Origin of the sequence: Streptomyces griseicoloratus, from assembly GCF_014534645.1 — a bacterium.
Taxonomy (GTDB): domain Bacteria; phylum Actinomycetota; class Actinomycetes; order Streptomycetales; family Streptomycetaceae; genus Streptomyces; species Streptomyces griseicoloratus.
In genome coordinates this window covers 1-24,195 of record NZ_JACVQF010000230.1, presented here as the reverse complement: position 1 = coordinate 24,195, position 24,195 = coordinate 1, and the positions used below count along the sequence as shown (strand labels likewise).

The window sequence follows — 24,195 nt, the reverse complement described above, 5'->3', positions numbered from 1 at the left end:
ATGAGCACCTACCGCGACTTCACCGCCCCCATCGGCTCCCGCCGTGCCCCGGTCCTGCGCACCGTGGGCACGAGGGAACGCCGCTCGCACCTGACGGCCCCCCGCGTGCCGACCGTCGGCATCGACATCGGCGGCACGAAGGTGATGGCGGGCGTCGTCGACGCCGACGGCAACATCCTGGAGAAGCTCCGCACGGAGACCCCCGACAAGTCCAAGAGCCCCAAGGTCGTCGAGGACACGATCGTCGAGCTGGTCCTGGACCTGTCCGACCGGCACGACGTGCACGCCGTCGGCATCGGCGCGGCCGGCTGGGTCGACGCCGACCGCAACCGCGTGCTGTTCGCCCCCCACCTGTCCTGGCGCAACGAACCCCTGCGGGACCGCATCTCCAGCCGGCTGTCCGTGCCCGTCCTGGTCGACAACGACGCGAACACCGCCGCCTGGGCCGAGTGGCGCTTCGGCGCCGGCCGCGGCGAGGACCACCTCGTCATGATCACGCTGGGCACCGGGATCGGCGGCGCGATCCTGGAGGGCGGCCAGGTCAAGCGCGGCAAGTACGGCGTCGCCGGAGAGTTCGGCCACATGCAGGTCGTGCCCGGCGGACACCGCTGCCCGTGCGGCAACCGCGGCTGCTGGGAGCAGTACAGCTCCGGCAACGCCCTCGTCAGGGAGGCCCGTGAGCTGGCCGCCGCCGACTCGCCGGTGGCCTACGGGATCATCGAGCACGTCAAGGGCAACGTCTCCGACATCACCGGCCCGATGATCACCGAGCTGGCCCGCGAGGGCGACGCCATGTGCATCGAGCTGCTGCAGGACATCGGGCAGTGGCTCGGCGTCGGCATCGCGAACCTCGCCGCCGCCCTCGACCCGTCCTGCTTCGTCATCGGCGGCGGGGTCAGCGCGGCCGACGACCTGCTGATCGGCCCCGCGCGGGACGCCTTCAAACGCCAGCTCACCGGCCGCGGCTACCGTCCCGAGGCCCGTATCGTCCGCGCCCAGCTCGGCCCCGAGGCCGGCATGGTGGGCGCCGCCGACCTGGCCCGGCTCGTCGCCCGCCGGTTCCGCCGCGCCAAGCGGCGCCGGGTGGAGCGCTACGAGCGCTACGAGCGGTACGCGGAGGCCCGCCGCACGGCCCGGGAGTCGCTGTGACGGACTCCTTGCCGCACCAGGCCGGCCTCCCGGACCGCCCCGGCCGCCCCGCCGAGGACCGCCGCCACATGATCCGCCGCCGGACGCTGACGCTGATCATCATCGTGCTGCTGATCGGCGTCCCGGCCGGCTACCTGGTGATCTCCGCCAACCAGAGCCGCGACAGCGGCAGGGACAAGGAGGCGAAGTACGCGGCGACCGGACTGACCCGGGGCTGGCCCTCCAAGCTCCAGCGGCGCATCTACGAGGTGCCCGTCCCGATACCGTCCGAAGAGGTCGCGTACTACGAGACGAACAACTGGAAGACCAGCCGCCTCTACGTCCAGTTCGAGACCACCGCCGCCGGTCTGGACGCCTTCCTGGCCGGCGTGGGCGTCGGCCGGGACGACCTGAAGCGCGACAAGATCGCCATCAGCGACCGCGACCAGCGGGTCACCGGCTGGGACCTCGGCGGGCCCGGTCCCTGGTGGGGCCTGGTCCACGAGCAGAAGAACCCGGCGCCCACGCGGGACATCGTCGTCGACATGAACGACCCGGACTACCCGATGGTGTACGTCGTCTCGCGCACGGTGCCCTGACCGTCGCGGGGGCCGCCGGTGCCCGGAGCCGATTGTCAGACCCCGCCCGTAGAGTCGAAGACGTCTGATCCGACACACGGGCGGGAGGTGACAGAACGTATGAGCGACATGGCCGTGGCGGCCTCGGCGGCCGAGCGCACGGGAGCGCCGGGGCAGACGGGAGCGCCCGGAGAAGCGGGAGCGCCGGGGGAGACGGGGCGGTCCGCCCCGCCGGTTCCCGTGCGGCTCGCCGCCGTCTTCCTGCCCGCCTCCCTCCCGCGCGCCGGGCGGATCGCCTTCTGGGACCCGGAGGGCGGCCCCGTCGCCGTCCCCGACCCCGACGGCGGAACCCGGCCCGCCGGGCACCCGCACGTCGACGCCCCCGAGGGCGAGGCACCGCCCGCCGGGACGACGGAACTGACCGTCGTCCGGCGGCACGGCTCCGGGGTGCGGCGCCGGACCACACCCGCCCTGTCACTCCCCCTCGACCAGGCACTGCCCCTGCTGGTCGGCGCCCGGCACGACCCGGCCGCCCACCCGGCCACGGCCTGCTGGGGCGCCGCCGCCCTGCACGCCCTGCGGCTCGCCGCACGCGGCCGGCTGCTGCCCGGCCTGACGCCGACGGGGCACGACGCCTGGCGGGCCGGCCCCCTCGACCCGGACGACATCGCGCACCTGCGCGCGGTGGCCGCCGCACTGCCCCCCGAGGGTCACGCGGTCCCGCTGGACGGCCCTGGCCCGATCCGGCTGCCGGAGCCGGAAGCGCTGATGCGCTCCTTCCTGGACGCGGTCGCCGACACCCTGCCCCGCACCCCGGCCGCGCCCCACGCCGTGGGCCGGCCCTTCGCCGCGCGCGAGGCCCGGCGGCTGCCCGCCGCCCACGACTGGGCCGCGGAGGTCGCCGCCGGCATGGACGCGGGCGTACGGATCTCGCTCCGCCTCGACCTGTCGGCGTACGACCTGTTCGACGGGGACGGCGACGGCACCGGCGCGCGCAGCGCGGGGGCGGCGATCGTCCAGGTGCACAGCCTCGCCGACCCCACCCTCGTCGCCGACGCCGCGGACCTGTGGTCGGGGGCGGCCGACGCGGCGTTCGGTGCCCGCGCACGCGTAGACACGGCCCTCGCGGTGCGGCGCGCGGCCCGGGTCTGGCCGCCGCTCGACCGGCTCACCGAGCAGGACGTGCCCGACGTCCTCAGCCTCTCCGAGGAGGAGGTCACCGACCTGCTGGGCGTGGCGGCCGGCCGGCTCGCCGCCGCCGGCGTCGCCGTGCACTGGCCCCGCGACCTGGCCCAGGACCTCACCGCGACGGCCGTGGTCCGGTCCGCGCCCGGCTCGGCGACCGACGGCACGGGCTTCTTCGAGAGCGGGGACCTGCTGCAGTTCCGCTGGCAGCTGGCGATGGGCGGCGACGCGCTCACCGAGGCCGAGATGGACACCCTCGCCGAGGCCCACCGCCCGGTCGTCCGGCTGCGCGACCGGTGGGTGCTGGTCGACCCGGCCCTCGTCCGCCGGGCCCGCAAACGCGACCTGGGCCTGCTCGACCCGGTCGACGCACTGTCCGTCGCCCTCACCGGCAGCGCCGAGGCCGACGGCGAGACCGTCGAGGTGGTGCCGGTGGGAGCGCTGGCCGCCCTGCGCGACCGGCTGACGGCGGGTGTCCGGCCCGCCGAGCCCCCGCCCGGCCTGGACGCCACCCTCCGCGACTACCAGCTGCGCGGACTGGCCTGGCTCGACCTCATGACCTCGCTCGGCCTCGGCGGCTGCCTCGCCGACGACATGGGCCTCGGCAAGACGGTCACCGTCATCGCCCTGCACCTGAAGCGCGCCCGCACCGAGCCGACCCTGGTCGTCTGCCCCGCCTCGCTGCTGGGCAACTGGCAGCGGGAGATCACCCGGTTCGCACCCGGCGTCCCCGTGCGCCGCTTCCACGGCCCCGACCGCACCCTCGCCGACCTGACCGGCGGCTTCGTCCTCACCACCTACGGCACGATGCGGTCGGCCGCGGCGACGCTCGCCGAGCAGCGCTGGGGCATGGTCGTCGCCGACGAGGCACAGCACGTCAAGAACCCGTACTCCGCGACGGCCAAGGCGCTGCGCACGATCCCGTCCCCCGCGCGCGTCGCGCTGACCGGCACGCCGGTGGAGAACAACCTCTCCGAACTCTGGGCCCTGCTCGACTGGACGACCCCCGGGCTCCTCGGCCCGCTCAAGTCCTTCCGCGCCCGGCACGCGCGGGCGGTGGAGACCGGCGAGGACGAGGAGGCGGTGGAGCGCCTGGCCCGGCTCGTCCGCCCCTTCCTCCTGCGCCGCCGGAAATCCGACCCCGGCATCGTCCCCGAGCTGCCGCCCAAGACCGAGACGGACCATCCGGTCCCGCTCACCCGCGAGCAGGCCGCGCTGTACGAGGCGGTGGTGCGCGAGTCGATGGCCGCCATCGAGACCGCCGAGGGCATGGCCCGCCGGGGCCTGGTGCTGAAACTGCTGACCTCGCTCAAGCAGATCTGCGACCACCCCGCGCTGTTCCTGAAGGAGGAGCACCCGCGGGGCGCGGGCGACCGCCTGGCCGCCCGCTCCGGCAAACTCACCCTGCTGGACGAACTGCTGGACACGCTCCTCGCGGAGGACGGCTCCGCGCTCGTCTTCACGCAGTACGTCGGGATGGCCCGGCTCATCGCCTCCCACCTGGCCGTGCGCGCGGTCCCGGTGGACCTCCTCCACGGCGGTACGCCGGTGCCGGAGCGCGAGCGCATGGTGGACCGCTTCCAGAGCGGGGCGACCCCCGTCCTCGTCCTCTCCCTCAAGGCGGCCGGCACCGGACTCAACCTGACCCGGGCGGGCCACGTCGTGCACTTCGACCGCTGGTGGAACCCGGCCGTCGAGGAACAGGCCACCGACCGCGCCTACCGCATCGGCCAGACCCAGCCCGTCCAGGTCCACCGCCTCATCACCGAGGGCACGGTCGAGGACCGCATCGCCGAGATGCTCCAGTCCAAGCGCGCCCTGGCCGACGCCGTCCTCGGCTCCGGCGAGTCGGCCCTGACCGAACTGACGGACCGTGAGCTGTCCGACCTGGTGTCCCTGCGGAGGCCCTCATGACCCGTCGGCCCGCGGACGAGGCCCGCCGCGCCCTGCGCGCGGCACGGGGCCGCGGTGACAGCGCGCCGGACCCGGCCACGGCCGCGGACGCGGAGCGCCCGCCGGCAGCCGAGCGCGAAGGCGGCACCGAGCCGCGCCCCGCCGACGCCGCGCGCGCGGCGCTGCGGCGTGCGGTGACCGCCAGGCGCGCCGCGGCCGGGGGCACCGCAGAGGAGACGCCGGACCACACCACGGACACCGCCGGGCCGTGCCCTGACACCCCGGGTGACGTCTCCGCCGACCCTGGAGTGGAGCCGGCCCGGCTCGGTGACACGTCCGGCGTCTCGGGTGCGGGTGCGGGAGTGGCCCGGCTCGATGGCATGGCGGGTGCCGGGGGAGCGGAGCCGGGGCGTCTCGGTGACGAGTCCGGCGCCCGAGGGGCCGCGCCGGGCCGTTCCGGCGTCGGGTTCGACCCGGCCGGGGCAACCGTCGCCCCCGCCCCGACGGCGCGGCCAGATCTCGCGGACGCCCCGCACCCGGACCAGGACCGGCACCCGGACCCGGACCAGGACCGGCACCGGGACCGGGACCGGCACCAGGACCAGGACCAGGACCAGGACCGGCACCCGGACCCGGACCGGCACCAGAGCCAGGAACAGGACCAGGACCGGCACCCGGACCAGGACCGGCACCGGGACCGGGACCGGCACCCGAACCAGGACCAGGACCAGGATCGGGACCCGGACTGGGACTGGGACCGGGACCGGGACCCGCGCCAGGATGTGGATTCGAGCGCCGGACCGGACTCCGCGCCGTCGGCCGCTCCCGGCCCCGGGGCCGGTGACGGACGTGGCGTTCGTCCCGCCGACGTGGCGCGTGAGGCGCTGCGGGCGGCGCGTCAGGAGGCGCTGCGACGGCGGGCGGACACCACGGGGAGGAAGGCCGGCGTACGACGGGCGTCCCGCCCCGCGTCCGCCGCGCCGTCCCCGACCGGCGCTGGGAGCGGCACGCGCATCGCCGACCCCCGCGCCCGCCAACTCCGGGAACTGATCGCGGGCGCCTTCCGGCTGCCCTCCGACGACGACACCGACAGCGACACCGACAGCACCGGCACGGACAACCACACCGGTGCAGCGGCGCAGACGTCCGCTTCCGGGGAGCGCCCCGAAGAGGAGACCCCCGCCCACGCAGCGGATCCGTCTCACACACCACCCCCGGCGCGCCCCGCGGACCCGCCCCCGACCGCCCCGCCCACCGGCCGTGGGCACCCGGACGCCCGCCGGCACCCCGCGACGGCCGCGCCCGCGTCCCCTCGCACCCCCCGCTCCATGGCCGCGCCCGGCCGTGACGGCGAGCTTCGCCGTACCTTCCCGACGTTCCCGCCCACGCCGGGGGAGGACGAGGCAATCGCCGAGACGTGGTGGGGCAACGCGTGGGTGACCGCGCTGGAGGAGGGCGCGCTGGACCCCCAGCGGCTGGCCCGGGGCCGTGGGTACGCCGCGCGGGGCCACGTCGACGCCATCACCGTGACGCCCGGGCTCGTCCTCGCCTACGTACAGGGCAGCAGATCCCGTCCGTACCGCGTACAGGTACGGCTGCGCACACTCGACGACGCCGACTGGGAGCGGTTCCTGGACGCGGCCGCCGAGCGCCCCGGGCACATCGCCGCCCTGCTGGACAAGGAGCTGCCCCACTCCCTGGCGGACTGCGGAGTCCCCCTGCTCCCGGGCCCCGGCGACCTCGCCCCGCAGTGCAGCTGCCCCGACTCCGGGCACCCCTGCAAGCACGCCGCCGCGCTCTGCTACCAGACGGCACGACTGCTCGACGCCGACCCCTTCGTCCTGCTCCTGCTGCGCGGCCGGGGCGAACGCGAGCTGCTGGACGCCCTGTCCCGGCTGAGCGCCGCCCGCGCGGCACGCGCCGCCCAGGACAAGGGCCCGGCGCCGCTGCCCGGCGTCCGGGCCGGCGAGGCGCTGGCCGTGCGCACCCTCCCGCCCCTCCCGGCGCCGCTGCCCGCGCCCCCGCACCCCGAGCAGCCCCCCGCCTACCCGGCCGCTCCCGGCGGCCCGGACCCCTTCGCGCTGGACCAGCTGGCCACCGACGCCGCCGCCCGCGCGCACGCCCTGCTGACCACCGGCCGCGACCCGGTCGGCGGGCTGACGCTGTGGCAGGACGCCGTCCGTCTCGCCGCGGCCCGCCCCGGTTCCGGTCTCACCGCCGGCAGCCGCTCCCTCTACACCTCCCTCGCCTCGGCCGCCGGCCGCACCCCGACGGAGCTGGCGCGCGCGGTGGCCGCGTGGCGCCAGGGCGGCCTGGAGGCCCTCACCGTCCTGGAGGAACCCTGGGACCCGCCGGCCGGCCGCTTCGACCGTGCCCGGCCCCTGCTCCTGGCCGCCGATCTCCCCGCCTTCAGGCCCTGGCGCAACCGCCTGACGCACCCTCAGGGCCATGTCCAGCTCCGCCTCGGACGCACCGGCCTGTGGTACGCCTACGAGTCGGAGCCGGGGCGCGACGACTGGTGGCCGCGCGGCACCCCCGACCTCGACCCGGTCGGCGCCCTGACGGGCCTGGGCACACCGGGAGCCCTCTGACCGGCTGGGCAAAGGGACTGGGGACTCCAGGCACCGGAGTCAGCAGTTCCGGCGTTCCGGGCGGCTGCCGCCCGGTGGCATCCGGTCAGGAGACTTCGGCATCGAGTCCAGGCCACCGGGATACCTGCTGCGGGTGGACGAGGACGCGGTCGACGCCGGGCGTTTCGAGGCACTGCTGCGCCGCGCCCGGACGGTCACCGGCGACCCGCGCGCCACCGCCCGGCTGCTCGGCGAGGCGGTGGAGCTGTGGCGCGGCACTGAGGGGTTCGCCGACCACGCCGACGAGGGGTTCGTACGCGCCGAGGCCCGGCGGCTCGAGGAACAGCGGCTGACCGCTCTGGAGGAACTGGCCGAGGCGAGGCTCGCGCTCGGCGAACACGCGCTGGTGGCAGCCGAGTTGAGCGAACCGGTCGCCGCCCACCCGTTGCGCGAGCGCCTGCGCGCCGCCCACGTCCGGGCCCTGTACCTCCAGGGCCGCCAGGACGAGGCGCTGGCCGGCCTCGGTGAGGTGCGCGACCGGCTGCGCGACGACCTGGGCATCAACCCGGGCCCCGAGCTGTCCGCGTTGCGGTCATCGCGTCGGTCGGTGGTCGGTCCGCAGTTCACGGCCTCCTGCCTCGTCGCCGGGACCGGGGCCTCTCACCTCTTGGCGTGCATGGATAATTAATATTTAATGTCCTTGTTGTTGCTTGCCTCGGCCACAGGAGACGCCTCCATGCTTCCCGCACGGGTAACCCCCTCGGAACGCCTCAGCGGCCGGTGCGCGCTCGTCACCGGAGCCGCGTCCGGCATCGGGGCCGCCACGGCCCACCGCCTCGCTGCCGAGGGTGCCCGCGTGGTCCTCGCCGACATCGATGCCGAAGCCGGAGAGGCGGTGGCCGCCGACATCCGCAAGAACGGCGGAGAGGCGCTGTTCCAGTACTGCGATGTCGCCGACGAGTCCTCCTGGCATGGGGCGGTCCAGGCCGCCCGCCACGCGTTCGGGCCGATCCGGGCTCTCGTGAGCAACGCCTACACGGTCCGGGTCGCCGCAGCCCACGAGACCAGCGCCGAGCAGTGGAACCGGCAACTCGCCGTGACCTTGAGCGGATCGTTCCTCGGCGTGCGGGCCTGCCTCGACGACCTGAGGGCCACGGACGGAAGCGTGGTGCTGGTGTCCTCGGTGCACGCCCTGGTCGGCCTGCCCGGACGGCCCGCCTACGCGGCCGCGAAGGCAGGCCTGACGGGACTGGCCCGGCAGCTGGCCGTCGAGTACGGCGGGCAGGTGCGTGTGAACAGTGTGCTGCCCGGCCCGGTCCTGACCCGGGCATGGGACGCCATCAGCGAGGACGACCGGCGGGCGAGCGCCGCCGAGACCGCAATGGGCCGCCTGGGCCGCCCCGAGGAGGTCGCCGCCGCCGTCGCCTTCCTCGTCAGCGACGACGCGTCGTTCGTGACGGGGACGTCCCTGGTCGTGGACGGCGGATGGAGTGTGCTGAAGAAGTCCTCGTGAGCGGCCCGCATCACCCTCCCCTCTTCCCCCCGAACCCTCGCCTTGGAGTCATGTCCCTTGAAAATCACCCGGGTTGAGACCTTCGCCGTACCGCCCCGCTGGCTGTTCTGCCGCATCGAGACCGACGACGGCGTGGTGGGCTGGGGCGAGCCGGTGGTGGAAGGCCGGGCCGCCACCGTCCGCACGGCCGTGCACGAGCTCGCCGAGTACCTCGTCGGCCAGGACCCGATGCGCATCGAGGACCACTGGCAGGTCATGACCAAGGGCACCTTCTACCGGGGTGGCCCGATCCTGTCGAGCGCCGTCGCCGGCATCGACCAGGCCCTGTGGGACATCGCGGGTAAGACCCTCGGCGTGCCGGTCCATGTGCTGCTGGGCGGCCCCGTGCGCGACCGCGTACGGGCCTACAGCTGGGTGGGCGGCGACGAACCCGGCGAGATCGCCGAAGCCGTCCAGGCCCAGGTCGAGGCCGGCTTCACAGCGGTCAAGATGAACGCCGGCGGGCGGACCGGGAAGGTGGCCACTGCCGCGGAAGTCCACGCCGTGGTCGAACGGGCCCGCACCGCCCGCGAAGTGCTGGGGCCCGACCGGGACTTCGCCATCGACTTCCATGGCCGGTTCACCACTCCGAACGCCCGCCGCGTGCTGCCCGAACTCGCCCCGCTGCACCCGCTGTTCGTCGAGGAACCCGTCCTGCCGGAGTACGCGCACCGACTGCACGAAGTCGTGGGGGCTTCCTCCGTGCCCATCGCCACCGGAGAGCGGCTCTTCTCCCGCACCGACGCCCTGCCCGCACTGCAGGCCGGCATCGCCGTGCTGCAGCCGGACCTCTCGCACGCCGGCGGCATCTCCGAGGTGCGGCGCATGGCGTCGCTGGCGGAGACCTTCGACGTGCTGCTGGCCCCGCACTGCCCGCTGGGCCCGATCTCCCTCGCCTCCAGCCTGCAAGTCGCCTTCAGTACACCGAACTTCCTCATCCAGGAACAGAGCATCGGCATCCACTACAACGCCGGCGCCGAGGTCCTGGACTATCTGGTCGACCCTGCCGTCTTCCGGTTCGACCAGGGCCACATCAACCGGCCGCTCGGCCCGGGCCTGGGCATCGAGGTCGACGAGCAGGCCGTACGCCGCGCGAACGACAGCGCCCCGGACTGGCGCGGCCCCCTGTGGCGCCACGCCGACGGCTCGTTCGCCGAATGGTGACCCCCGCCCCCGCCGAGCCCGACGGAGAACAGCACATGCTGAACCACAGCGACTTCACCCATGAACTGCACCGCAACCGGCTGGTGGCCATCGTGCGAGGCAGTGACGCAAAAGCCGCGCTGGCCGGCGTTCTGGCCCTCGCCCAGGAGGGCGTGCGCCTGATCGAGATCTCGTTGACGACGCCCGACGCCGAAACCGTCATCACGCGGGCTGTCGAAGAAGCAGGCGCGGACGCCGTCATCGGAGCGGGTACGGTCGTCACCCGGCAGGACGCTCTGCGGGCCCGGGACGCGGGAGCCCAGTGGATGGTGACGCCCGCCCTGGACGAGGGCTTCGAGCACGCCGTCGCACTCGGCGTGCCCGTGCTGGCCGGCGCGCTCACGCCGACGGAAGCGGTGAGGGCGATGCGGTCCGGGGCCGGCGCGGTCAAGCTGTTCCCCGCCTCCCTGGGCGGCCCCGGCTATCTGCGCGCGCTGCGCGACCCGCTGCCCGACATCCCGTTCGTGCCGGTGGGAGGAGTGGACGCCGAAGCCGCCCGGGCCTACTTCGCCGCGGGTGCCGTCGCCGTGGGCGTGGGCTCCCCCCTGCTCGGGGATGCGGCGCAGGGCGGGGACCTGGCCCAGTTGCGGGTCCGGGCCCGGGAGTTCCTGGCCGTGTGCGCGGCGGGAGCCAGCGCGTGAGCGCCGCCCCGCTGCAGGCCCTGACGTTCGGTGAGACGATGCTCTCGCTCCAGGTGGACGGTGCGCTGACCTCGGGCGGCACGGCCCGCACCGCGGTCGCGGGCGCGGAGTCCAACGTGGCGGTGGGCCTTGCCCGACTGGGGCACCAGGTCGGCTGGGCCGGCCGCCTCGGTGCCGACGAACCCGGCCGGATGATCCTGCGGACGCTGCGCGGCGAAGGCGTGCACGTGGACCATGCCACCGTCGATTCCGGCGCCCCCACGGGAGCCCTGATGCGCGAGCGCCGGGTCGCCGATCTGGCCCGCGTGCACTACTGGCGCGCCGGATCCGCCGCGTCCCACCTGCGGCCACCGCACGTGAGGAGCGCCTTGAGCGCGGGAGCCCGCCTCCTGCATCTGACCGGCATCACCTGCGCCCTGGGCCCCGGCCCCCTGGACACCGTGCGCGCTGCGGCCGAACACGCCGCCGAGCACGGCTGGACCGTGTCCTTCGACGTGAATCACCGCACCCGCCTGTGGGATGCGGCCACCGCCTCAGCCGCCCTGCGCCCGCTGCTCGGCCTGATCGACATCGTCATCGCCTCCGACGACGAGCTGCCCCTGATCGCCGGAGACCCCGGCACGTCGGAGACCGACCGGGTGGCCGAGCTGATCGCCCGCGGCGTGCAGGAGGTCGTGGTCAAGCGGGGCGCCCAGGGCGCGGACCTGTACCTCGGTGCCGATCGGATCGTGCACGCCCCCGCCCACCCCGTACCCGTCGTCGACACGGTGGGCGCCGGCGACGCGTTCTGCGCCGGCTACCTCTCCGGCGTACTGGACGAACTTCCGCCCGGACAAAGGCTGCACCGTGCCACCCGCACCGCCGCGTTCGCCGTCGCCGGCTCCGGTGACTGGGAAGGGCTGCCCCACCGCGACGAACTCCGCCTCCTGGACGCGGCGCCCGGCGCGACGGTGCGCTGAGCCCGCCCGGTACCCGGCGAGGCGACATCCTCTTCCTCCCTCCCCCGAAAGGCCGTTACATGCCTGCGCCCCCGGTCTGTGATCCCGCCGGGCGGATGTGGGCCGGCACCATGGCCTACGACGTCTCACCCGGCGCCGGCGCGCTGCACCGGTGGAACACCGAGGACGGCTCGGTGACCTGCGTCCTTGACGGGCTGACCATTCCCAACGGGCCGGTCTTCACCCCGGACGGCATGACGGGCGATTCCGACGGCTGTATCTGGTCGGCGATCTGGGGTGGCAGCCAGATTCGCCGCTACAGCCCTGAAGGGCAGCTGCTGCAGAGCGTGGACGTTCCCGCCCTCCAGCCCACCGCGGTCTGCCTGACCGGACAGCACCTCATCGTGTCGACGGCCGCGTACGGGCCGGCCGACCCGGGCCCGTGGGACGGAGCCGTGCTCCGCGCCTCCTGCACGGCCACCGCTCCGGTCACCCCCGGCGCCGAGCAGCGCGCCTGACCGGGGACGGAGAGGGCTCGCAGGGGGCCGCCCTGTGCAGTCGGACGCCCCGGGATGCGCGCCGCATCAGCGGGGTGCGGTGTGCCGGTCCCCGGTGACCTGGTCGAAGTCGTGCGTGGCCTGGGCCAGCAGGTCGAGCATGGCCAGCTCTGCCCGGGCCGCGTCCTGGTCGCGGACGGCGTCGAACACGGCCTGGTGGCTGGGCAGGGGGTCGGATGCCTGGCTGTGGGAGTGCACCACGCGGTCGCGTTCGCGCAGTCCCGGCTCCAGGAGGAGGTCCATGCGGGCCAGCAATTCGTTGCCGGTGGCGTTGAGCAGGGCTCGGTGGAACGCGGCGTCCGCCTCGGCGGCACCTGCGGGGGAGTGGGCGTGAGCCTCGGCCATGGCGTCGAGGGCGCTCTGCATGGCGCTCAGGTCGTCGTCGGTGCGATGCAGTGCGGCCCGGTGCGCGGCGGCGGGCTCCACGATGGAGCGCACGTCGGCCAGGTCCCGCATCAGGCGCTGACCGCCGCCGCACTCCACCTGCCAGCGGATGAGGTCCGCGTCGAGGAGGTTCCAGTACTTGCGCTCCCGGACGAAGGTGCCGCGCTTCTGGCGGGCGTCGATCAGCCCTTTGCCGGCGAGGACCTTCAGGGACTCGCGCATGACGGTCAGGCTGACGTCCAGTTCCTCACCCAGTGCGCGGACGTCGAGTATCGCGCCTTCGGGCAGGTCACCACCGACGATGCGAGTGCCCAGAGTGCGCACGATCTGCCCGTGTACGCCGCGGCCGGTGTAGGACGCCATGGCGGTGTTCTCCTCGCGGTGGGAAGCGGTTGGGGTGCTGGGACGCGTCCATCATAGCTCTGAGCGTTAATTATGAATACATCTTGACGGGGCTGCGGCCCACGATGAACGCACTTCACCGAGCCGCGCTTGTAGGAGCCGATTGTCATGTTGCCAGAGCCTGATCCGGGACGGTCGGCCCTGGACTCCCGCCATGGGTGAGTTCCATTTCAGCCGGTGCCCGGCCGCCCAGCGGCGCGAGGAACTCCTCAAGATGAAGGCGGGCGGCATCGACCTGCGCCGCTTCGTGGAGCTGTGCGCCGAACTCGACCTGGCTCTCGTGGTACGACTCGGCCCGCGGTCCCACGGTGAGTGCCGAAACGGCGGCCATCCCGACTGGCTGAGCCAGGCCGACTGCACCCCGCGCAGCGACGACCCGGCCTACCTCGCGCTGGTCGAGCCGTACGGGCCGGTGAGAGGGGGCCCGCCGGGGTTCGAGGGGATGCGTCCCGCGGCAGGCGCAGGATCGGGCCGAGGTGTCGATGGCGCTCCAGCGGTGCACCGTGTCGGGCCGGAACCAGACGGCAATACCCCTCCGCTCCCTTCCCTGTCGGGAAACTGAGCGATACTCAGCTTCATTCCAGGAACGTTCGGGAGGGTCATTTTTCGGTGAACTCTCTTTCGTTACTGCCGGTTATCGCCCCTCTACTGGACAGTAGCTTCATCCTCCGTCGTATCGTGTGCTGGGGGGCGAGCCGTTGAATTCTGGTGGGGCAGGGGCACGCTCCCGCCTGTCCGCCATGTACGGGATCAAGGGGAGCATGGAGAAGCGGCTGGAATTCCGACTCCTGGGGCCACCGGAAGTACGCGTCGGGGATGAGCAGGTGCCGCTGGGCGGGCCACGGCACCGCACGATTCTCACCCTTCTGCTTCTCACCCCGGGCCGTGTCGTCCCGGTCGACGCGCTGATCGACTCGGTGTGGAACGAGCACCCGCCCGCCACGGCGCGCACCCAGGTCTCCATCTGCATCGCGGCGCTGCGCAAGGCGTTCAAGAACGCGGGCTGTACCGAGGAGATCATCGTCACGGCCCACCCCGGGTACCTCCTGAGGCTGGGCCGTCACACGCTGGACACGGCCGAGTTCACCGCGCTGGTCGCCCGGGCCGAGACGGCGGTGCGCGAGGAGCGGCTGCCGGAGGCGTCCCGCGCCTACGCGGAGGCGCTGCGGCTGTGGCGCGGACGCCCGCTCGCCGGCGTCAGCGGCGTGCGCATGGAGGACGAGGCACAGCGGTTGGAGGAGCTACGCCTCAACGCCTTCGAGGACGCCACCGCCGTACGTCTGCAACTGGGCGACCATCAGCGGGTCCTGCCCGACCTGGCGGCGATGGTCCGGCGCCATCCGCTGCGCGAACGCGCCCGCCATCAGCTGATCACCGCGCAGTACCGTTCCGGCCGGCGGGCCGAGGCGCTGGAGACCTTCCAGGAAGGGCGACGGTCGCTGCTGGAGGAACTCGGCATCGAGCCAGGCCCCGCCCTGACCGAACTGCGCGACGCCATCCTGCAGGACGAACGGTCGCTGTCGGTGCCCGACCCCGAAGACGAGCCGGTACCCCGGCCGAACCCGGTCGGCGACCCACTGGAGCTTCCGCCCGGCGTGCCGAGGCTGGCCGGCCGCAAGGAGGAACTGGCCCTGCTGAGCGAACTGCTCGACACGGGCGGCGCCACGCGCGGCCCCGCCACCGGACTGATCACCGGCGTCGCCGGGGTCGGCAAGACGGGACTCGCGATCCACTGGGCGCACAGCGTCGCGGACCTCTTCCCCGACGGCCAGCTCTTCGCCGACCTCCACGGCTACGACGAGCAGTTGGAGCCGACCACCGCCGACGAGGTCCTCAGTCGCTTCCTGCGGTCCCTGTCCGTGCCCGCGGGCCAGATACCCGCCGAGCCGGAGGAGCGGGCCGCGCTCTACCGGAGCCTGCTCGCCGACCGCCGGGTGCTCGTCGTGCTGGACAACGTGCGCAGTTTCGCCCAGGTGAGCCCCCTGCTGCCGAGCGGCGACGGCTGCTGTGTGCTGGTCACGGGACGCGAGCAGTTGCCCGAGCTGGTGGCCTGGCCGCCGCGCGCCTGGGTGCGGCTGGGTCCGCTCTCCAGCTACGAGGCCGTCGAGCTGCTGGGCGGCATCGTGGGCGAGGAGCGCGTCGCCGCCGAACCGGCCGCCGCCGCCACGCTCGCCGAGCTGTGCGACCTGCTGCCGCTGGCGCTGCGCATCGCCGGTGCCCGGCTCGCCTCGAAGCCGCACTGGACCGTCGAGCACCTGGTGCGCCGGCTCAGCGACGAGCGGCTGCGGCTGGACGAACTGAGCCAGGGCGAGTCGCAGGTGCGGGCCAGCTTCGCGTTGACCTACCGGGGCCTGGCCGACCAGACCGCGCGGCTCTACCGAAGACTCGGGCTGCTGGACGTGCCGGACTTCTCCTCCTGGGTGGCCGCCGCCCTGCTCGACACCGACCTCTACACCGGGGAACGGCTCATCGAGGAGCTGGTCGACGCGCAGTTCCTCGACGTGATCGGCCAGGACCTGTCCGGGCACACACGCTACCGGTTCCAGAACCTGCTGCGGCTGTTCGCGAGGGAGCGCGTGGAGGAGGAGAGCGCCGAGGAGCGGGGTGCCGCGCTGGACCGGGTGTTCCGCACGTACCTGTTCCTCGCGGCCGAGGCCCACCGGCGCTCCTTCGGCGGCGACTTCAGCATCATCCACGGCACCGTCGTCCCGCACCGGCTGCCGCCCGAGCCGACCGACGTCCTGCTGGCCCGGCCGCTGGACTGGCTGGAGGCCGAGCGGCTCTCGCTGAACGCGGTCGTCGCCCAGGCGGCCGACGCCGGCATGGACGAGCTCGCCTGGGACCTCACCCTCTGCATCCTGGTGCTCTTCGAGACCCGCAACTACCTCGACGACTGGCGCGAGTGCGCGGAGCGCTCCCTGGCCGCGGCCCGCGCCGCGGGCAACGCGCGCGGCGAGGCCACGATGCTGCACGTTCTCGGGGCACTCGAAATGCGCCAACGGGACTTCACCACGGCGTACGGCCTGTTCACCCGGGCACGGGAGCTGCACGAACGGGCGGGGGAGGAACACGGCGGGGCCCTGGTGCTGCGGAACATGGCGATGATCGACGAGATGCGCGGTGAACTGGACACCGCGATGCGGTACAGCACCGCGGCGCTGGAGGTCTTCCGTGCGGTCGGAGACCGCTCCTCGGAGGCCCACGTGCTGAACAACATGGCGCAGATCTGCCTGGACCGGGACGACGTCGACGAGGCCCTGCGGCTGAGCGAGGAGTCGGTACGGGTCTCCGCCGCGATCGGCGAGGGCGGCGCCCGCAGCCTGGCGCTGGGCACCCACCGGCTGGCCCGGGTGCATCTGGCCCGCCAGGAGTACGACCTCGCCGAGGAGGCCCTGCTCCGGGTGATCCACATCGTGCGGGGCCAGCTGGACATGCTGGGACTGGCCCACGGGCTGCTGGCGCTCGGTGAGGCCCGGATGGGCGCCGGACGGTGGGAGCAGGCGCGGGCCACGCTGCGGCAGGCGCTGGAGACGGCGGCCCTGGTGGACAGTGCGCTCGTCGACGGACGCATCAAACTCGCGCTCGGCACCGCCGGTCGGCAATGCGGCGATATCCAAGAGGCTCGGCGCAATTATCTGGGGGCGTTGGCCAGTTTCGAACGCATCGGTGTGGAGGCGTGGATACGGCGGGCCCGGACCGCGCTGGACGAACTTCCCGAGGAGAAACGGGGGACGGGGAAACCGGGACGGTAAGCCGTTCGATAATGAGGGGAAAACCGAAGGCATTAGGGTGTTGTTCCAGGATTTCGCAACATCACTGTCGATACATGGGGGATGAAATGATGGACGTCCGTGTCACTCACCGGAACGCCGCAGCGATCACCGGCTCCGACGACGAGAGCTGGCACTGAGCCGACGACGGCGGCCCCGAGCTCGGCTCGGGGCCGCCGTCGTCTCCCGCTCGTTCACCGGGTGGCCGGGGACCTCGGGCCGGTGCGTGCCGCGGCGGGCAGGCCGGCGGCGAAGAGCAGCACCAGTTCGTGGAAACGGTAGAAGGGCCGGCCCATCAGGTCGACGCCGCACAGGTCGAGCAGAGCACCGTCCACGAGTTGCTCCAGCCACTGCTCCGCGGTCGCCTCCGTCGTCCCCAGCACCCCGGCAGCCCGGTGCGCGGGGAAGGGCTCGGCGCCCATGCCCGCGAGCCGTACCAGAACCGACCGTGCCGGCGACGGCAGGGCGTACAGCGACGGCAGCAGGGCCGCGCCGACGTCCATGCCGCCGTAGGACAGTTCCCGCAGCCGGTTCTCGGGGGCCGCCATGCGCTGGGCGAGGCGGGCCACGGGCCAGAACGGGCGGGCGAGGAGGCGGCTCCCGGCGATGCGCAGCGCGAGCGGCAGTCCACCGCAGTGGCCGAGCAGTTCGCGCGTGGCGTCGGGTTCCGCGGCCAGCCGGGCCCGGCCGGTGACCGCGGCCAGCAGGTCGTGCGCCGCGGAAGAGCCGAGCGGCGCGAGTGCCGTGGTGCGGGCGCCGATGACCTGGGTGAGCCTGGTCCGGCCGGTGATCAGCACCACGGCGCCCTGGAGACCCGCCAGCAGCGGGTCGAGCAGCCTTCCCTCGGCCGCGCCGTCCAGCACCACCAGCAGTTGCCGGCCCGCGGTGCGGGCGCGGAGCAGCCGCACGAGGTCCTCGCACTGCCTGCGGTCGCCCCGCTCGCCGCCCTCCGGCGTCGTGTCGCCGTCCTCGAGGGGCTCCCCGAGGTCGCGCAGGAGCGCGACGAGGACGTCGTGGGGCCGGCGAGGGCGGCCGTGCGCGTCCGACAGCTCGGCGAAGAGCCGGCCGTCGGGGAAGTCCCCGGCCGCGGCGTGCGCGACGTGCACGGCGAGGGCGGTCTTGCCGACGCCGGCCATGCCGGTGACCAGCAGATGGCGCGGGCCCCGTCCGGCGACCGAATCCGCTAGCTGGGTGCGGAGCGTCCGGATCTCCGCGTCCCGCCCGGCGAGCCGCTCGACGCACGGCGGCAGCGTCGACGGTGCGACGGGACCGGCCGGCACCTCCCGCGTGGGCCGGGTGGCACCGCCGGGGCCCGGCCCCCGGGTGCCCTTGAGGACGGCCGCGTAGGTCGCGCCGAGGGCCTCTCCGGGGTCGATGCCGAGCTGGTCGGCGAGGAGGCTGCGGCCCTCGTAGTAGCTCTGCAGGGCGTCGCTCTGCCGGCCGCTGCGGTAGAGGGCGGTCATCAGCTGTGCCCGGAGCTTCTCCCGTAGCGGGTGCCGGGCGACGAGGCCCGTGAGTTCGGCGGTGAGCTCCTCGTGCCGGCCCAGCGCGAGGTCGGCCTCGATGCGGTTCTCCAGGGTGTGCATCCGGGCCTCCTCCAGCTGCGGCAGCTCCGCGTCGGCGAGGTGCTCGGTGACGTTGGCGAGTGCGGTGCCGCGCCAGTGCCCGAGGGCCTCGGCGAGCAGCGCCCCCGCCTCCCGGTGGCGGCGCTGGGCCAGCGCCGCCCGTCCGAGCCGGTCCAGCCGCTCGAACTCGAGCAGGTCCACCGCGCTGTTCGGGGCCTGGAGCCGGTAGCCGGGCGGTCTGCGCTCGATGCGCACCTCGTCACCGAGGAGCTTGCGCAGCCGCGACATGTACGTGTAGATCTGCGCGCCGGACGTGGCCGGCGGTTCCCAGCCCCACAGCAGGAAGTTGAGTCTGCTGTCCGACACGACACGGCCCTTTGCGAGCAGCAGCGCCGCCAGTACTGTGTGCACCTTGGAACCGGAGAGCGGAATGCGGAGTCCGCCTCTGTGCGCTTCCACCGGGCCGAGGACTCGGAAGTCCATGTGACATCCCCCGTCTGGCATGTGCGAACGATGAATCGCCACGAAGCTACGCGGGAGCCCTATTCTCGTGTTATCCGTTCGGTAACACCACCGGCTCGCGACGGCAACATCCGGGAACGGCCGGTCGGGAACCGGCCACTCGCCACCGGTCCACCGCCACGGGTCAGTCGTCGTCGACGTTCAGCTCACGGCCCAGGGACGCGGCGACCGCCTTGTGCACGTGCTTGCCGCCCTCTCCGTTGGTCAGTACGACGCAGCCGGTGCCGGAACGCAGCCGCAGCGAGACCAGCGCGCGGAACCCCGCGGTCTGCCCGCCGTGGCCGAACTCCTTCTCCCCCAGGGACCCGTCGACGACCGTGCCCAGACCGTAGAAGCTGCCCGGGAACGCCTCGGTGAGCATCTGCGTGGCGAGCGGCGCCGGCAGCAGGTCGGAGCAGCCCAGGTGGGCCTGGCGGATCTCCGCGGCCAGCTGGGCGATGTCGGCGGCGGTGGACCACAGTCCGCTGCCGGCCCGCACCGGCCGCACCCGGAAGCCGTCGAGCAGAGGCCGGCCGTGCCGGTCGTGTCCCGCCGCCCAGTCGTCCCGGGCGGCGAGCCCGTCGGCGGGTGGTGAGAAGGAACTGTCCGCCATGGCGAGCGGCGCGAAGACCAGTTCCTCCGCGAGGTCGGCGAAGTCCTGACCGGTGACGTCGCCGAGGAGCCGTTCGGCCAGCGCCCACTGGCTCCCCGCCTTGCGGAACCGGGTGCCCGGTTCGTGCTCGGCGCTCACGTCGTCGAGCAGGGTGTCGAGCTTCGGCATCGGTTCACCGGGCCGCCACCAGGTGGCGACGGCACTGGAGAAACCCGCCGTGTTCGACAGCAGGTGGCGCAGGGTCACGGAGGCTCCCGTAGCGGTGCGGGGCACCCGCCGCCCGCTCAGGTACCGGTCCAGGTCCGTGTCGAGGTCGAGTTCGCCACGGGCGACCAGACGCAGCGCGGCGAAAGCGGTGACCTGCTTGCTGATGGACCCGACCTGGAAGCGGGTGCGCAGCGTCACCGGGAGTCCGGTGTCCGCGGACCGCTGCCCGTACACCTGCACGCCCACCAGCCGTCCGTCCCGCAGCAGGGCCACGGCGGCGCCCGGCACCCGGTGCGCGGCCATGGTCCGGGTCGGGTCCACGGGCCCGCCCGCCGGAACCCACGACGTCATGGCCGATTCCTCGCCTTCTCGTGTCTCTTCCGTTCCGGTCTCCTCGGACGGGGCGCCGTCGAGGGCCCGCCCGAGGTCCTCCACGGTCTCGCTGTCCAGCAGCATCCGCAGGGTCAGGGCGAGACCGGTCCGCCGCGCGGCGGCCATCACGTGGACGATCCGCATGGAGTCGGCGCCCAGGTCCTGCAGCCGGTCCCGTACGCCGACGTCGGTCACGCCCAGCACCTGGGAGCAGATCTCCACCAGGCGCCGCTCGGTGGCGGTGCGGGGCGCCAGGTAGGCGCGGTCCCCGGCGAGCGCGGCGCGGCCGGGGGCGGGCAGCGCGGCCCGGTCGACCTTGCCGGCCGGATTCAACGGCAGCGCCGGCAGCGGCACCACGGCCGCGGGCACCATGTACGCGGGCAGGGCGGCGGCCAGCCGGTCCCGCAGCGCAGCCGGGTCCGGCGCCGTGCCGCCGGCGCCGACCACGTACGCCACCAGCCACTTCTCGCCCTGGTCGTCGTCGCGGGCCACCACAGCGGCGTCATGGACGTCCGGTCCGCCGCGCAGCACCTCCTCGATCTCGCCGAGTTCGATGCGGAAACCACGGATCTTGATCTGGTTGTCGACGCGCCCGAGGCACTCCAGCTGTCCGTCGGTCCGGAACCTGGCCAGGTCCCCGGTGCGGTACATGCGGGAGCCGGGCGGGCCGCCGTACGGCTCCGGCAGGAACCGCTCGGCGGTGAGCCCCGGCCGCCCCACATAGCCGCGGGCCACGCCCGCGCCCGCGATGTACAGCTCGCCGGTCACCCCGATGGGCACCGGCCGCTGAGCCGAGTCGAGCACGTAGGCACGGTAGTTGGGCAGCGGCCGGCCGATCGGCACCGACTCCGCGTCCGGCGCCAGGTCGGTGCCGGTGCACCAGACGGTGGCCTCGGTGGGCCCGTACAGGTTGCTCAGCCGGTCGACGCGGCCCACGAGTTGTCCGGCGAGTCCGGGCGGGCACTCCTCCCCGGTGGTGACCGCGGCGACCGGGAGCCGGTCCATCCCCGCGGCCAGCAGCAGCTTCCAGCCTGCCGGGGTGGCCTGCACATGGGTGATCCCCGCACTCTCCACCAGCCGCAGCTGCGCCACCGGATCGTGGGCCTCGGCGTCGTCGGCGAGCACCACCCGGCCACCGGTGACCAGGGGGAGGTACAGCTCGGCGGTGGACACGTCGAAGGCGAGGGAGGTGATGGCCAGCCAGCGGTGCTCCGGCTTCGAACGGTGCCACCGCCGCATCGAGAAGAGCATGTTCAGCAAGGCGTACTGGCCGATCTGCACGCCCTTGGGACGGCCCGTGGAGCCGGAGGTGAACAGGGTGTACGCCAGCCGGTGGGTGCGCGCGGGATCGTCCGGGTCGCGGTCGGCGGACCGGTCGGGCGGCGTCACGGGACACGCCGAGATCCGCTCGCGCTCCGTGTCCAGGTCGACGGTCTCGCCCCCGTGCCCGGGGCCGAGCAGCGCGGCACTGCCGCCGTGCGTCACCGTCAGCCGCGCGCCCGCCGTCTCCAGCATGTAGCGCAGCCGCTCGGCGGGGAGGGCGGTGTCCAACGGCAGATGGGATCCGCCCGCCTTCCAGATGCCGAGCAGGGCCGGAAGGGTGTCGGGGCTCCGGCGCAGCAGCACCCCGACCACCGACTCGGGTCCCACCCCGGCCTCCCGCAGCCGGTGGGCGATCCGGTTGGCCCGCTCGTCGAGCTGCCGGTATGTGATGGTCTCTGCGCCGACCTGTACGGCGACGGCGTCGGGGGTGGCCGCGGCCTGCCCCTCGATCACCTCGTGGACGTAGCGTCTCATCCCCACTCCACCTCGGTGTCGTTGAAGTCGTCCAGGACCTGGGACAGCTCCGTGACGGACAGCAGCGAGGCGTGCACGTCGCCGTCCGGGTCGGTGGCCATGGCGTCCAGTACCGCCCGGTACATGCCTGCCACCCGTTCGGCGTTGGCCCGGTCGAGTCCGGTGCTCACCGCGCGCAGCACCAGCCGTCCGGGCACGTTCGCCACCGACAGGGTGAACTCGTTCGAGCTGTCGCCCGCGCCCGCCTGTACGTCCACCGCGCTGCCGACGGTCTGGTGGAAGTCCTGGTAGCGGTACATCACGTCGAACAGGCGCCTGCCGCCCGCCAGTTGCTGCACGGCGGGCAGCGGGTACCGGCGGTGCGGATACACCTCGGCCTCCCGGTCGAAGACCTGGCGGACGAGCTCGCGCCAGGTGCGCGCGGTCCGGTCGTGCGCGAAGGGCAACGTGTTCAGGTACATGCCGAACACGCGCTCGGCGCCCGGCGCCTCGGGACGGGCGCTGTAGACCACGCCGGTGTGGAAGGTGTCCTCGCCGGTGATCGTGGAGAGCACCCTCAGGTGAGTGGCGAGCAGGACCGCCTTGAACGAGGTGTCGGTGGACCGGGCCAGCTCGCGCAGCGCCGGCTCGATGTCGCGGAAGTCCACGGACAGCTTGAAGTCCTCCCGGGGAGCACCGTTGCCCGCGCCCCACTCCAGCGGCAGCCGGCACGGCGCGTACCCGTCGACGACGCCCTGCCAGTACGAGCGGTCCTCGTCGGAGGCGAGGGACTCCTGCTCGGCGGCGACGAAGTCCGCGTACCGCACTGCCACCGGCTCCGGTTCACCGGGCAGTTCGCCGGCCGCGTACACCTGGTACAGGTCCAGGACCTCCCGCAGCAGTGACTGCTGGCTCCAGCCCTCCGTGATGGCGTGGCAGTGTGTGAAGCCCAGGTGCCATGCCTCGTCCGACTCGACCAGCGCGGCGAACCGCAGCAGCGGCGGCCGGTCCAGGTCGAACAGCGCGGCCCGCTCGGCGGCGATGTGCTCCTGCCGGGCCGCGGTGAACCGCTCGGCGTCCGTACCGCTCAGGTCCCGCACCACGACCTGTGGTTCGGCGGCCGGATGCACCAGCTGCAACGGCACCGAGAAGCCCTCCAGATCGAAGGAGGTCCGCAGCATCTCGTGCCGCTCCACCACGGTGCGGGCCGCGTGGCGCAGGGCTTCGGCGTCGAAGGGCCGGCCGTCGTTGATCCGGAAGGTCGCCGTGTTGTGGTACTTGTGCAGCCCGTCGCCCGCGAGCATTTCGACCAGCATGCCCAGCTGCACCTTGGCGACCGGGTAGGCGTCGACGAGTCCGTTCGGGAGGCGGTCGCGGTCTTCGTCGCCGATGAGGGCGAACGGTTCAACCGGCTGGTGGGCGTCGGCGGTTTCGCCGCCGGCCGTGAGGGTGGCGGCGAGGTTGGCGACGGTGCGGTGCTGGAAGACGTCGCGTACGGCGGCTTCGAAGCCTTCGGCGCGCAGGGCGCCGACGAGGGCGATGGCCTTGATCGAGTGTCCGCCGAGGTCGAAGAAGTTGTCCTCGACACCGATCCGTTCCACGCCGAGCACCTTGCTCCAGATCGCGGCGATGCGTTCCTCGGCGGGGGTGCGGGGGGCGACGTAGGTGTCCGTGGCGGTCTGGTCCGGGTCGGGCAGGGCGCGGCGGTCGAGCTTGCCGTTGGCGGTGAGCGGGATCGCGTCCACCTGCATGAAGACGGACGGGATCATGTAGTCCGGCAGGGCGTCGGCCAGGTCGGGGACCTCGCCGACGACGTAGGCGATCAGGCGCTGGTCCTGCTCGGACACGATCACGGCCGCGTCGGTGATGCCGGGTCGGGCGACGAGTGCGGCGCGCACCTCGCCGAGTTCGATGCGGTAGCCGCGGATCTTGACCTGGTCGTCGATGCGGCCCAGGAACTCGACGGCTCCGTCGTGCCGCCGGCGAGCGAGGTCGCCGGTGCGGTACATGCGGCTGCCCGCCGGACCGTATACGTCCGGGACGAACTTGTCGGCGGTGCGGGCCGGGTCACCCACGTAGCCGCGGGCCACGCCGGTGCCGCCGACGAACAGTTCGCCCACGGCGCCGACGGGGACGGGCTGGAGGTGGGTGTCCAGGACGCGCATGGTCATGTTGGGCAGGGGCCGGCCGATGGGTACGACGCCGTCGAACTCGTCCACGAGCGGGAAGACGCAGGTGCCGACGGTGGCTTCGGTGGGCCCGTACTCGTTGAGGACCTTCCCGTCGCCGAGGATCTGTCGCCAGCGTTCGACGAGGGCACCCGGGAGTGCTTCGCCGGCGACGACGACCTTGCCGGCCAG

The 24,195-nt window shown here is 73.6% G+C and carries 15 protein-coding genes and 1 pseudogene; 12 read left to right on the top strand and 4 right to left on the bottom strand.

Going from position 1 to position 24,195, the window contains the following annotated elements; all coding sequences use genetic code 11:
- From H0H10_RS33850 to H0H10_RS33805, 10 genes are all read left to right on the top strand, one after another.
- Positions 1 to 1,149, top strand: a complete 1,149-nt coding sequence (locus H0H10_RS33850; RefSeq protein WP_188185009.1) for an ROK family glucokinase — start codon at positions 1 to 3, stop codon at positions 1,147 to 1,149.
- Positions 1,146 to 1,727, top strand: a complete 582-nt coding sequence (locus tag H0H10_RS33845; RefSeq protein ID WP_188185008.1) for a sugar kinase — start codon at positions 1,146 to 1,148, stop codon at positions 1,725 to 1,727. Before H0H10_RS33850 ends, H0H10_RS33845 begins: the two co-directional genes overlap by 4 nt.
- Positions 1,728 to 1,826: 99 nt before the next feature.
- A complete protein-coding gene (locus H0H10_RS33840; protein WP_507227375.1) occupies positions 1,827 to 4,805 on the top strand; it encodes an SCO1167/SCO6262 family helicase in 2,979 nt (992 codons plus the stop codon).
- Complete coding sequence (locus tag H0H10_RS33835; RefSeq protein ID WP_223180854.1) at positions 4,802 to 7,375, top strand: SWIM zinc finger family protein; 2,574 nt, start codon at positions 4,802 to 4,804, stop codon at positions 7,373 to 7,375. Before H0H10_RS33840 ends, H0H10_RS33835 begins: the two co-directional genes overlap by 4 nt.
- Positions 7,376 to 7,508: 133 nt before the next feature.
- The gene (locus H0H10_RS33830) at positions 7,509 to 8,042 is read left to right on the top strand and encodes an AfsR/SARP family transcriptional regulator (protein WP_373566955.1); all 534 of its coding nucleotides are present in this window, start codon (positions 7,509 to 7,511) and stop codon (positions 8,040 to 8,042) included.
- Positions 8,043 to 8,090: 48 nt separating this feature from the next.
- Positions 8,091 to 8,867, top strand: a complete 777-nt coding sequence (locus tag H0H10_RS33825) for an SDR family NAD(P)-dependent oxidoreductase (protein ID WP_188185007.1) — start codon at positions 8,091 to 8,093, stop codon at positions 8,865 to 8,867.
- A gap of 57 nt (positions 8,868 to 8,924) precedes the next feature.
- Positions 8,925 to 10,070 (top strand): galactonate dehydratase, encoded by a 1,146-nt coding sequence (gene dgoD / locus H0H10_RS33820; protein ID WP_188185006.1) that lies wholly within the window; start codon positions 8,925 to 8,927, stop codon positions 10,068 to 10,070.
- A 35-nt stretch (positions 10,071 to 10,105) separates the two neighbouring features.
- Positions 10,106 to 10,750 carry a bifunctional 4-hydroxy-2-oxoglutarate aldolase/2-dehydro-3-deoxy-phosphogluconate aldolase gene (locus tag H0H10_RS33815; protein WP_188185005.1) on the top strand — a complete coding sequence of 215 codons (645 nt, stop codon included), beginning with the start codon at positions 10,106 to 10,108 and terminating at the stop codon, positions 10,748 to 10,750.
- Positions 10,751 to 10,788: 38 nt separating this feature from the next.
- A complete protein-coding gene (locus H0H10_RS33810; protein ID WP_188185027.1) occupies positions 10,789 to 11,709 on the top strand; it encodes a sugar kinase in 921 nt (306 codons plus the stop codon).
- 59 nt (positions 11,710 to 11,768) lie between these two features.
- Complete coding sequence (locus H0H10_RS33805; protein WP_188185004.1) at positions 11,769 to 12,206, top strand: SMP-30/gluconolactonase/LRE family protein; 438 nt, start codon at positions 11,769 to 11,771, stop codon at positions 12,204 to 12,206.
- Between the two features lie 66 nt (positions 12,207 to 12,272).
- Here H0H10_RS33805 and H0H10_RS33800 read toward each other — a convergent pair whose 3' ends face one another.
- Positions 12,273 to 12,992 carry a FadR/GntR family transcriptional regulator gene (locus H0H10_RS33800; RefSeq protein ID WP_188185003.1) on the bottom strand — a complete coding sequence of 240 codons (720 nt, stop codon included), beginning with the start codon at positions 12,990 to 12,992 and terminating at the stop codon, positions 12,273 to 12,275.
- Positions 12,993 to 13,185: 193 nt separating this feature from the next.
- On the opposite strand from H0H10_RS33800, the pseudogene H0H10_RS33795 reads away from it, so the two are divergent.
- Both H0H10_RS33795 and H0H10_RS33790 read left to right on the top strand, forming a co-directional pair.
- A pseudogene (locus H0H10_RS33795) lies at positions 13,186 to 13,437 on the top strand (beta-galactosidase); the annotation flags it as partial.
- Between the two features lie 334 nt (positions 13,438 to 13,771).
- On the top strand, positions 13,772 to 16,783 hold the full coding sequence (locus tag H0H10_RS33790) for an AfsR/SARP family transcriptional regulator (protein ID WP_223180853.1): 3,012 nt from the start codon (positions 13,772 to 13,774) through the stop codon (positions 16,781 to 16,783).
- Positions 16,784 to 16,995: 212 nt separating this feature from the next.
- Here the strand turns inward: H0H10_RS33790 and H0H10_RS33785 are convergent, their stop codons facing one another.
- The 3 genes from H0H10_RS33785 to H0H10_RS33775 form a co-directional block, all read right to left on the bottom strand.
- Positions 16,996 to 18,777, bottom strand: coding sequence for an AfsR/SARP family transcriptional regulator (locus tag H0H10_RS33785; protein ID WP_309141952.1), 1,782 nt, complete (start codon positions 18,775 to 18,777; stop codon positions 16,996 to 16,998).
- 235 nt (positions 18,778 to 19,012) lie between these two features.
- Positions 19,013 to 21,856: a non-ribosomal peptide synthetase gene (locus tag H0H10_RS33780; RefSeq protein WP_188185000.1), complete on the bottom strand. Its 2,844-nt coding sequence runs from the start codon at positions 21,854 to 21,856 to the stop codon at positions 19,013 to 19,015.
- Positions 21,853 to 24,195 (bottom strand): condensation domain-containing protein (locus H0H10_RS33775; RefSeq protein ID WP_188184999.1); only part of this gene is annotated, 2,343 nt, incomplete at its 5' end. The genes H0H10_RS33780 and H0H10_RS33775, both read right to left, overlap by 4 nt.

Excerpts from the sequence above, each read along its gene's own strand:
- H0H10_RS33850 (WP_188185009.1), top strand. The coding sequence starts at position 1 with ATGAGCACCTACCGCGACTTCACCGCCCCCATCGGCTCCCGCCGTGCC.
- H0H10_RS33840 (WP_507227375.1), top strand. The coding sequence starts at position 1,827 with ATGAGCGACATGGCCGTGGCGGCCTCGGCGGCCGAGCGCACGGGAGCG.
- H0H10_RS33835 (WP_223180854.1), top strand. The coding sequence starts at position 4,802 with ATGACCCGTCGGCCCGCGGACGAGGCCCGCCGCGCCCTGCGCGCGGCA.
- H0H10_RS33825 (WP_188185007.1), top strand. The coding sequence starts at position 8,091 with ATGCTTCCCGCACGGGTAACCCCCTCGGAACGCCTCAGCGGCCGGTGC.
- H0H10_RS33815 (WP_188185005.1), top strand. The coding sequence starts at position 10,106 with ATGCTGAACCACAGCGACTTCACCCATGAACTGCACCGCAACCGGCTG.
- H0H10_RS33810 (WP_188185027.1), top strand. The coding sequence starts at position 10,789 with ATGCTCTCGCTCCAGGTGGACGGTGCGCTGACCTCGGGCGGCACGGCC.
- H0H10_RS33805 (WP_188185004.1), top strand. The coding sequence starts at position 11,769 with ATGCCTGCGCCCCCGGTCTGTGATCCCGCCGGGCGGATGTGGGCCGGC.
- H0H10_RS33800 (WP_188185003.1), bottom strand. The coding sequence starts at position 12,992 with ATGGCGTCCTACACCGGCCGCGGCGTACACGGGCAGATCGTGCGCACT.
- H0H10_RS33790 (WP_223180853.1), top strand. The coding sequence starts at position 13,772 with ATGTACGGGATCAAGGGGAGCATGGAGAAGCGGCTGGAATTCCGACTC.
- H0H10_RS33780 (WP_188185000.1), bottom strand. The coding sequence starts at position 21,856 with ATGAGACGCTACGTCCACGAGGTGATCGAGGGGCAGGCCGCGGCCACC.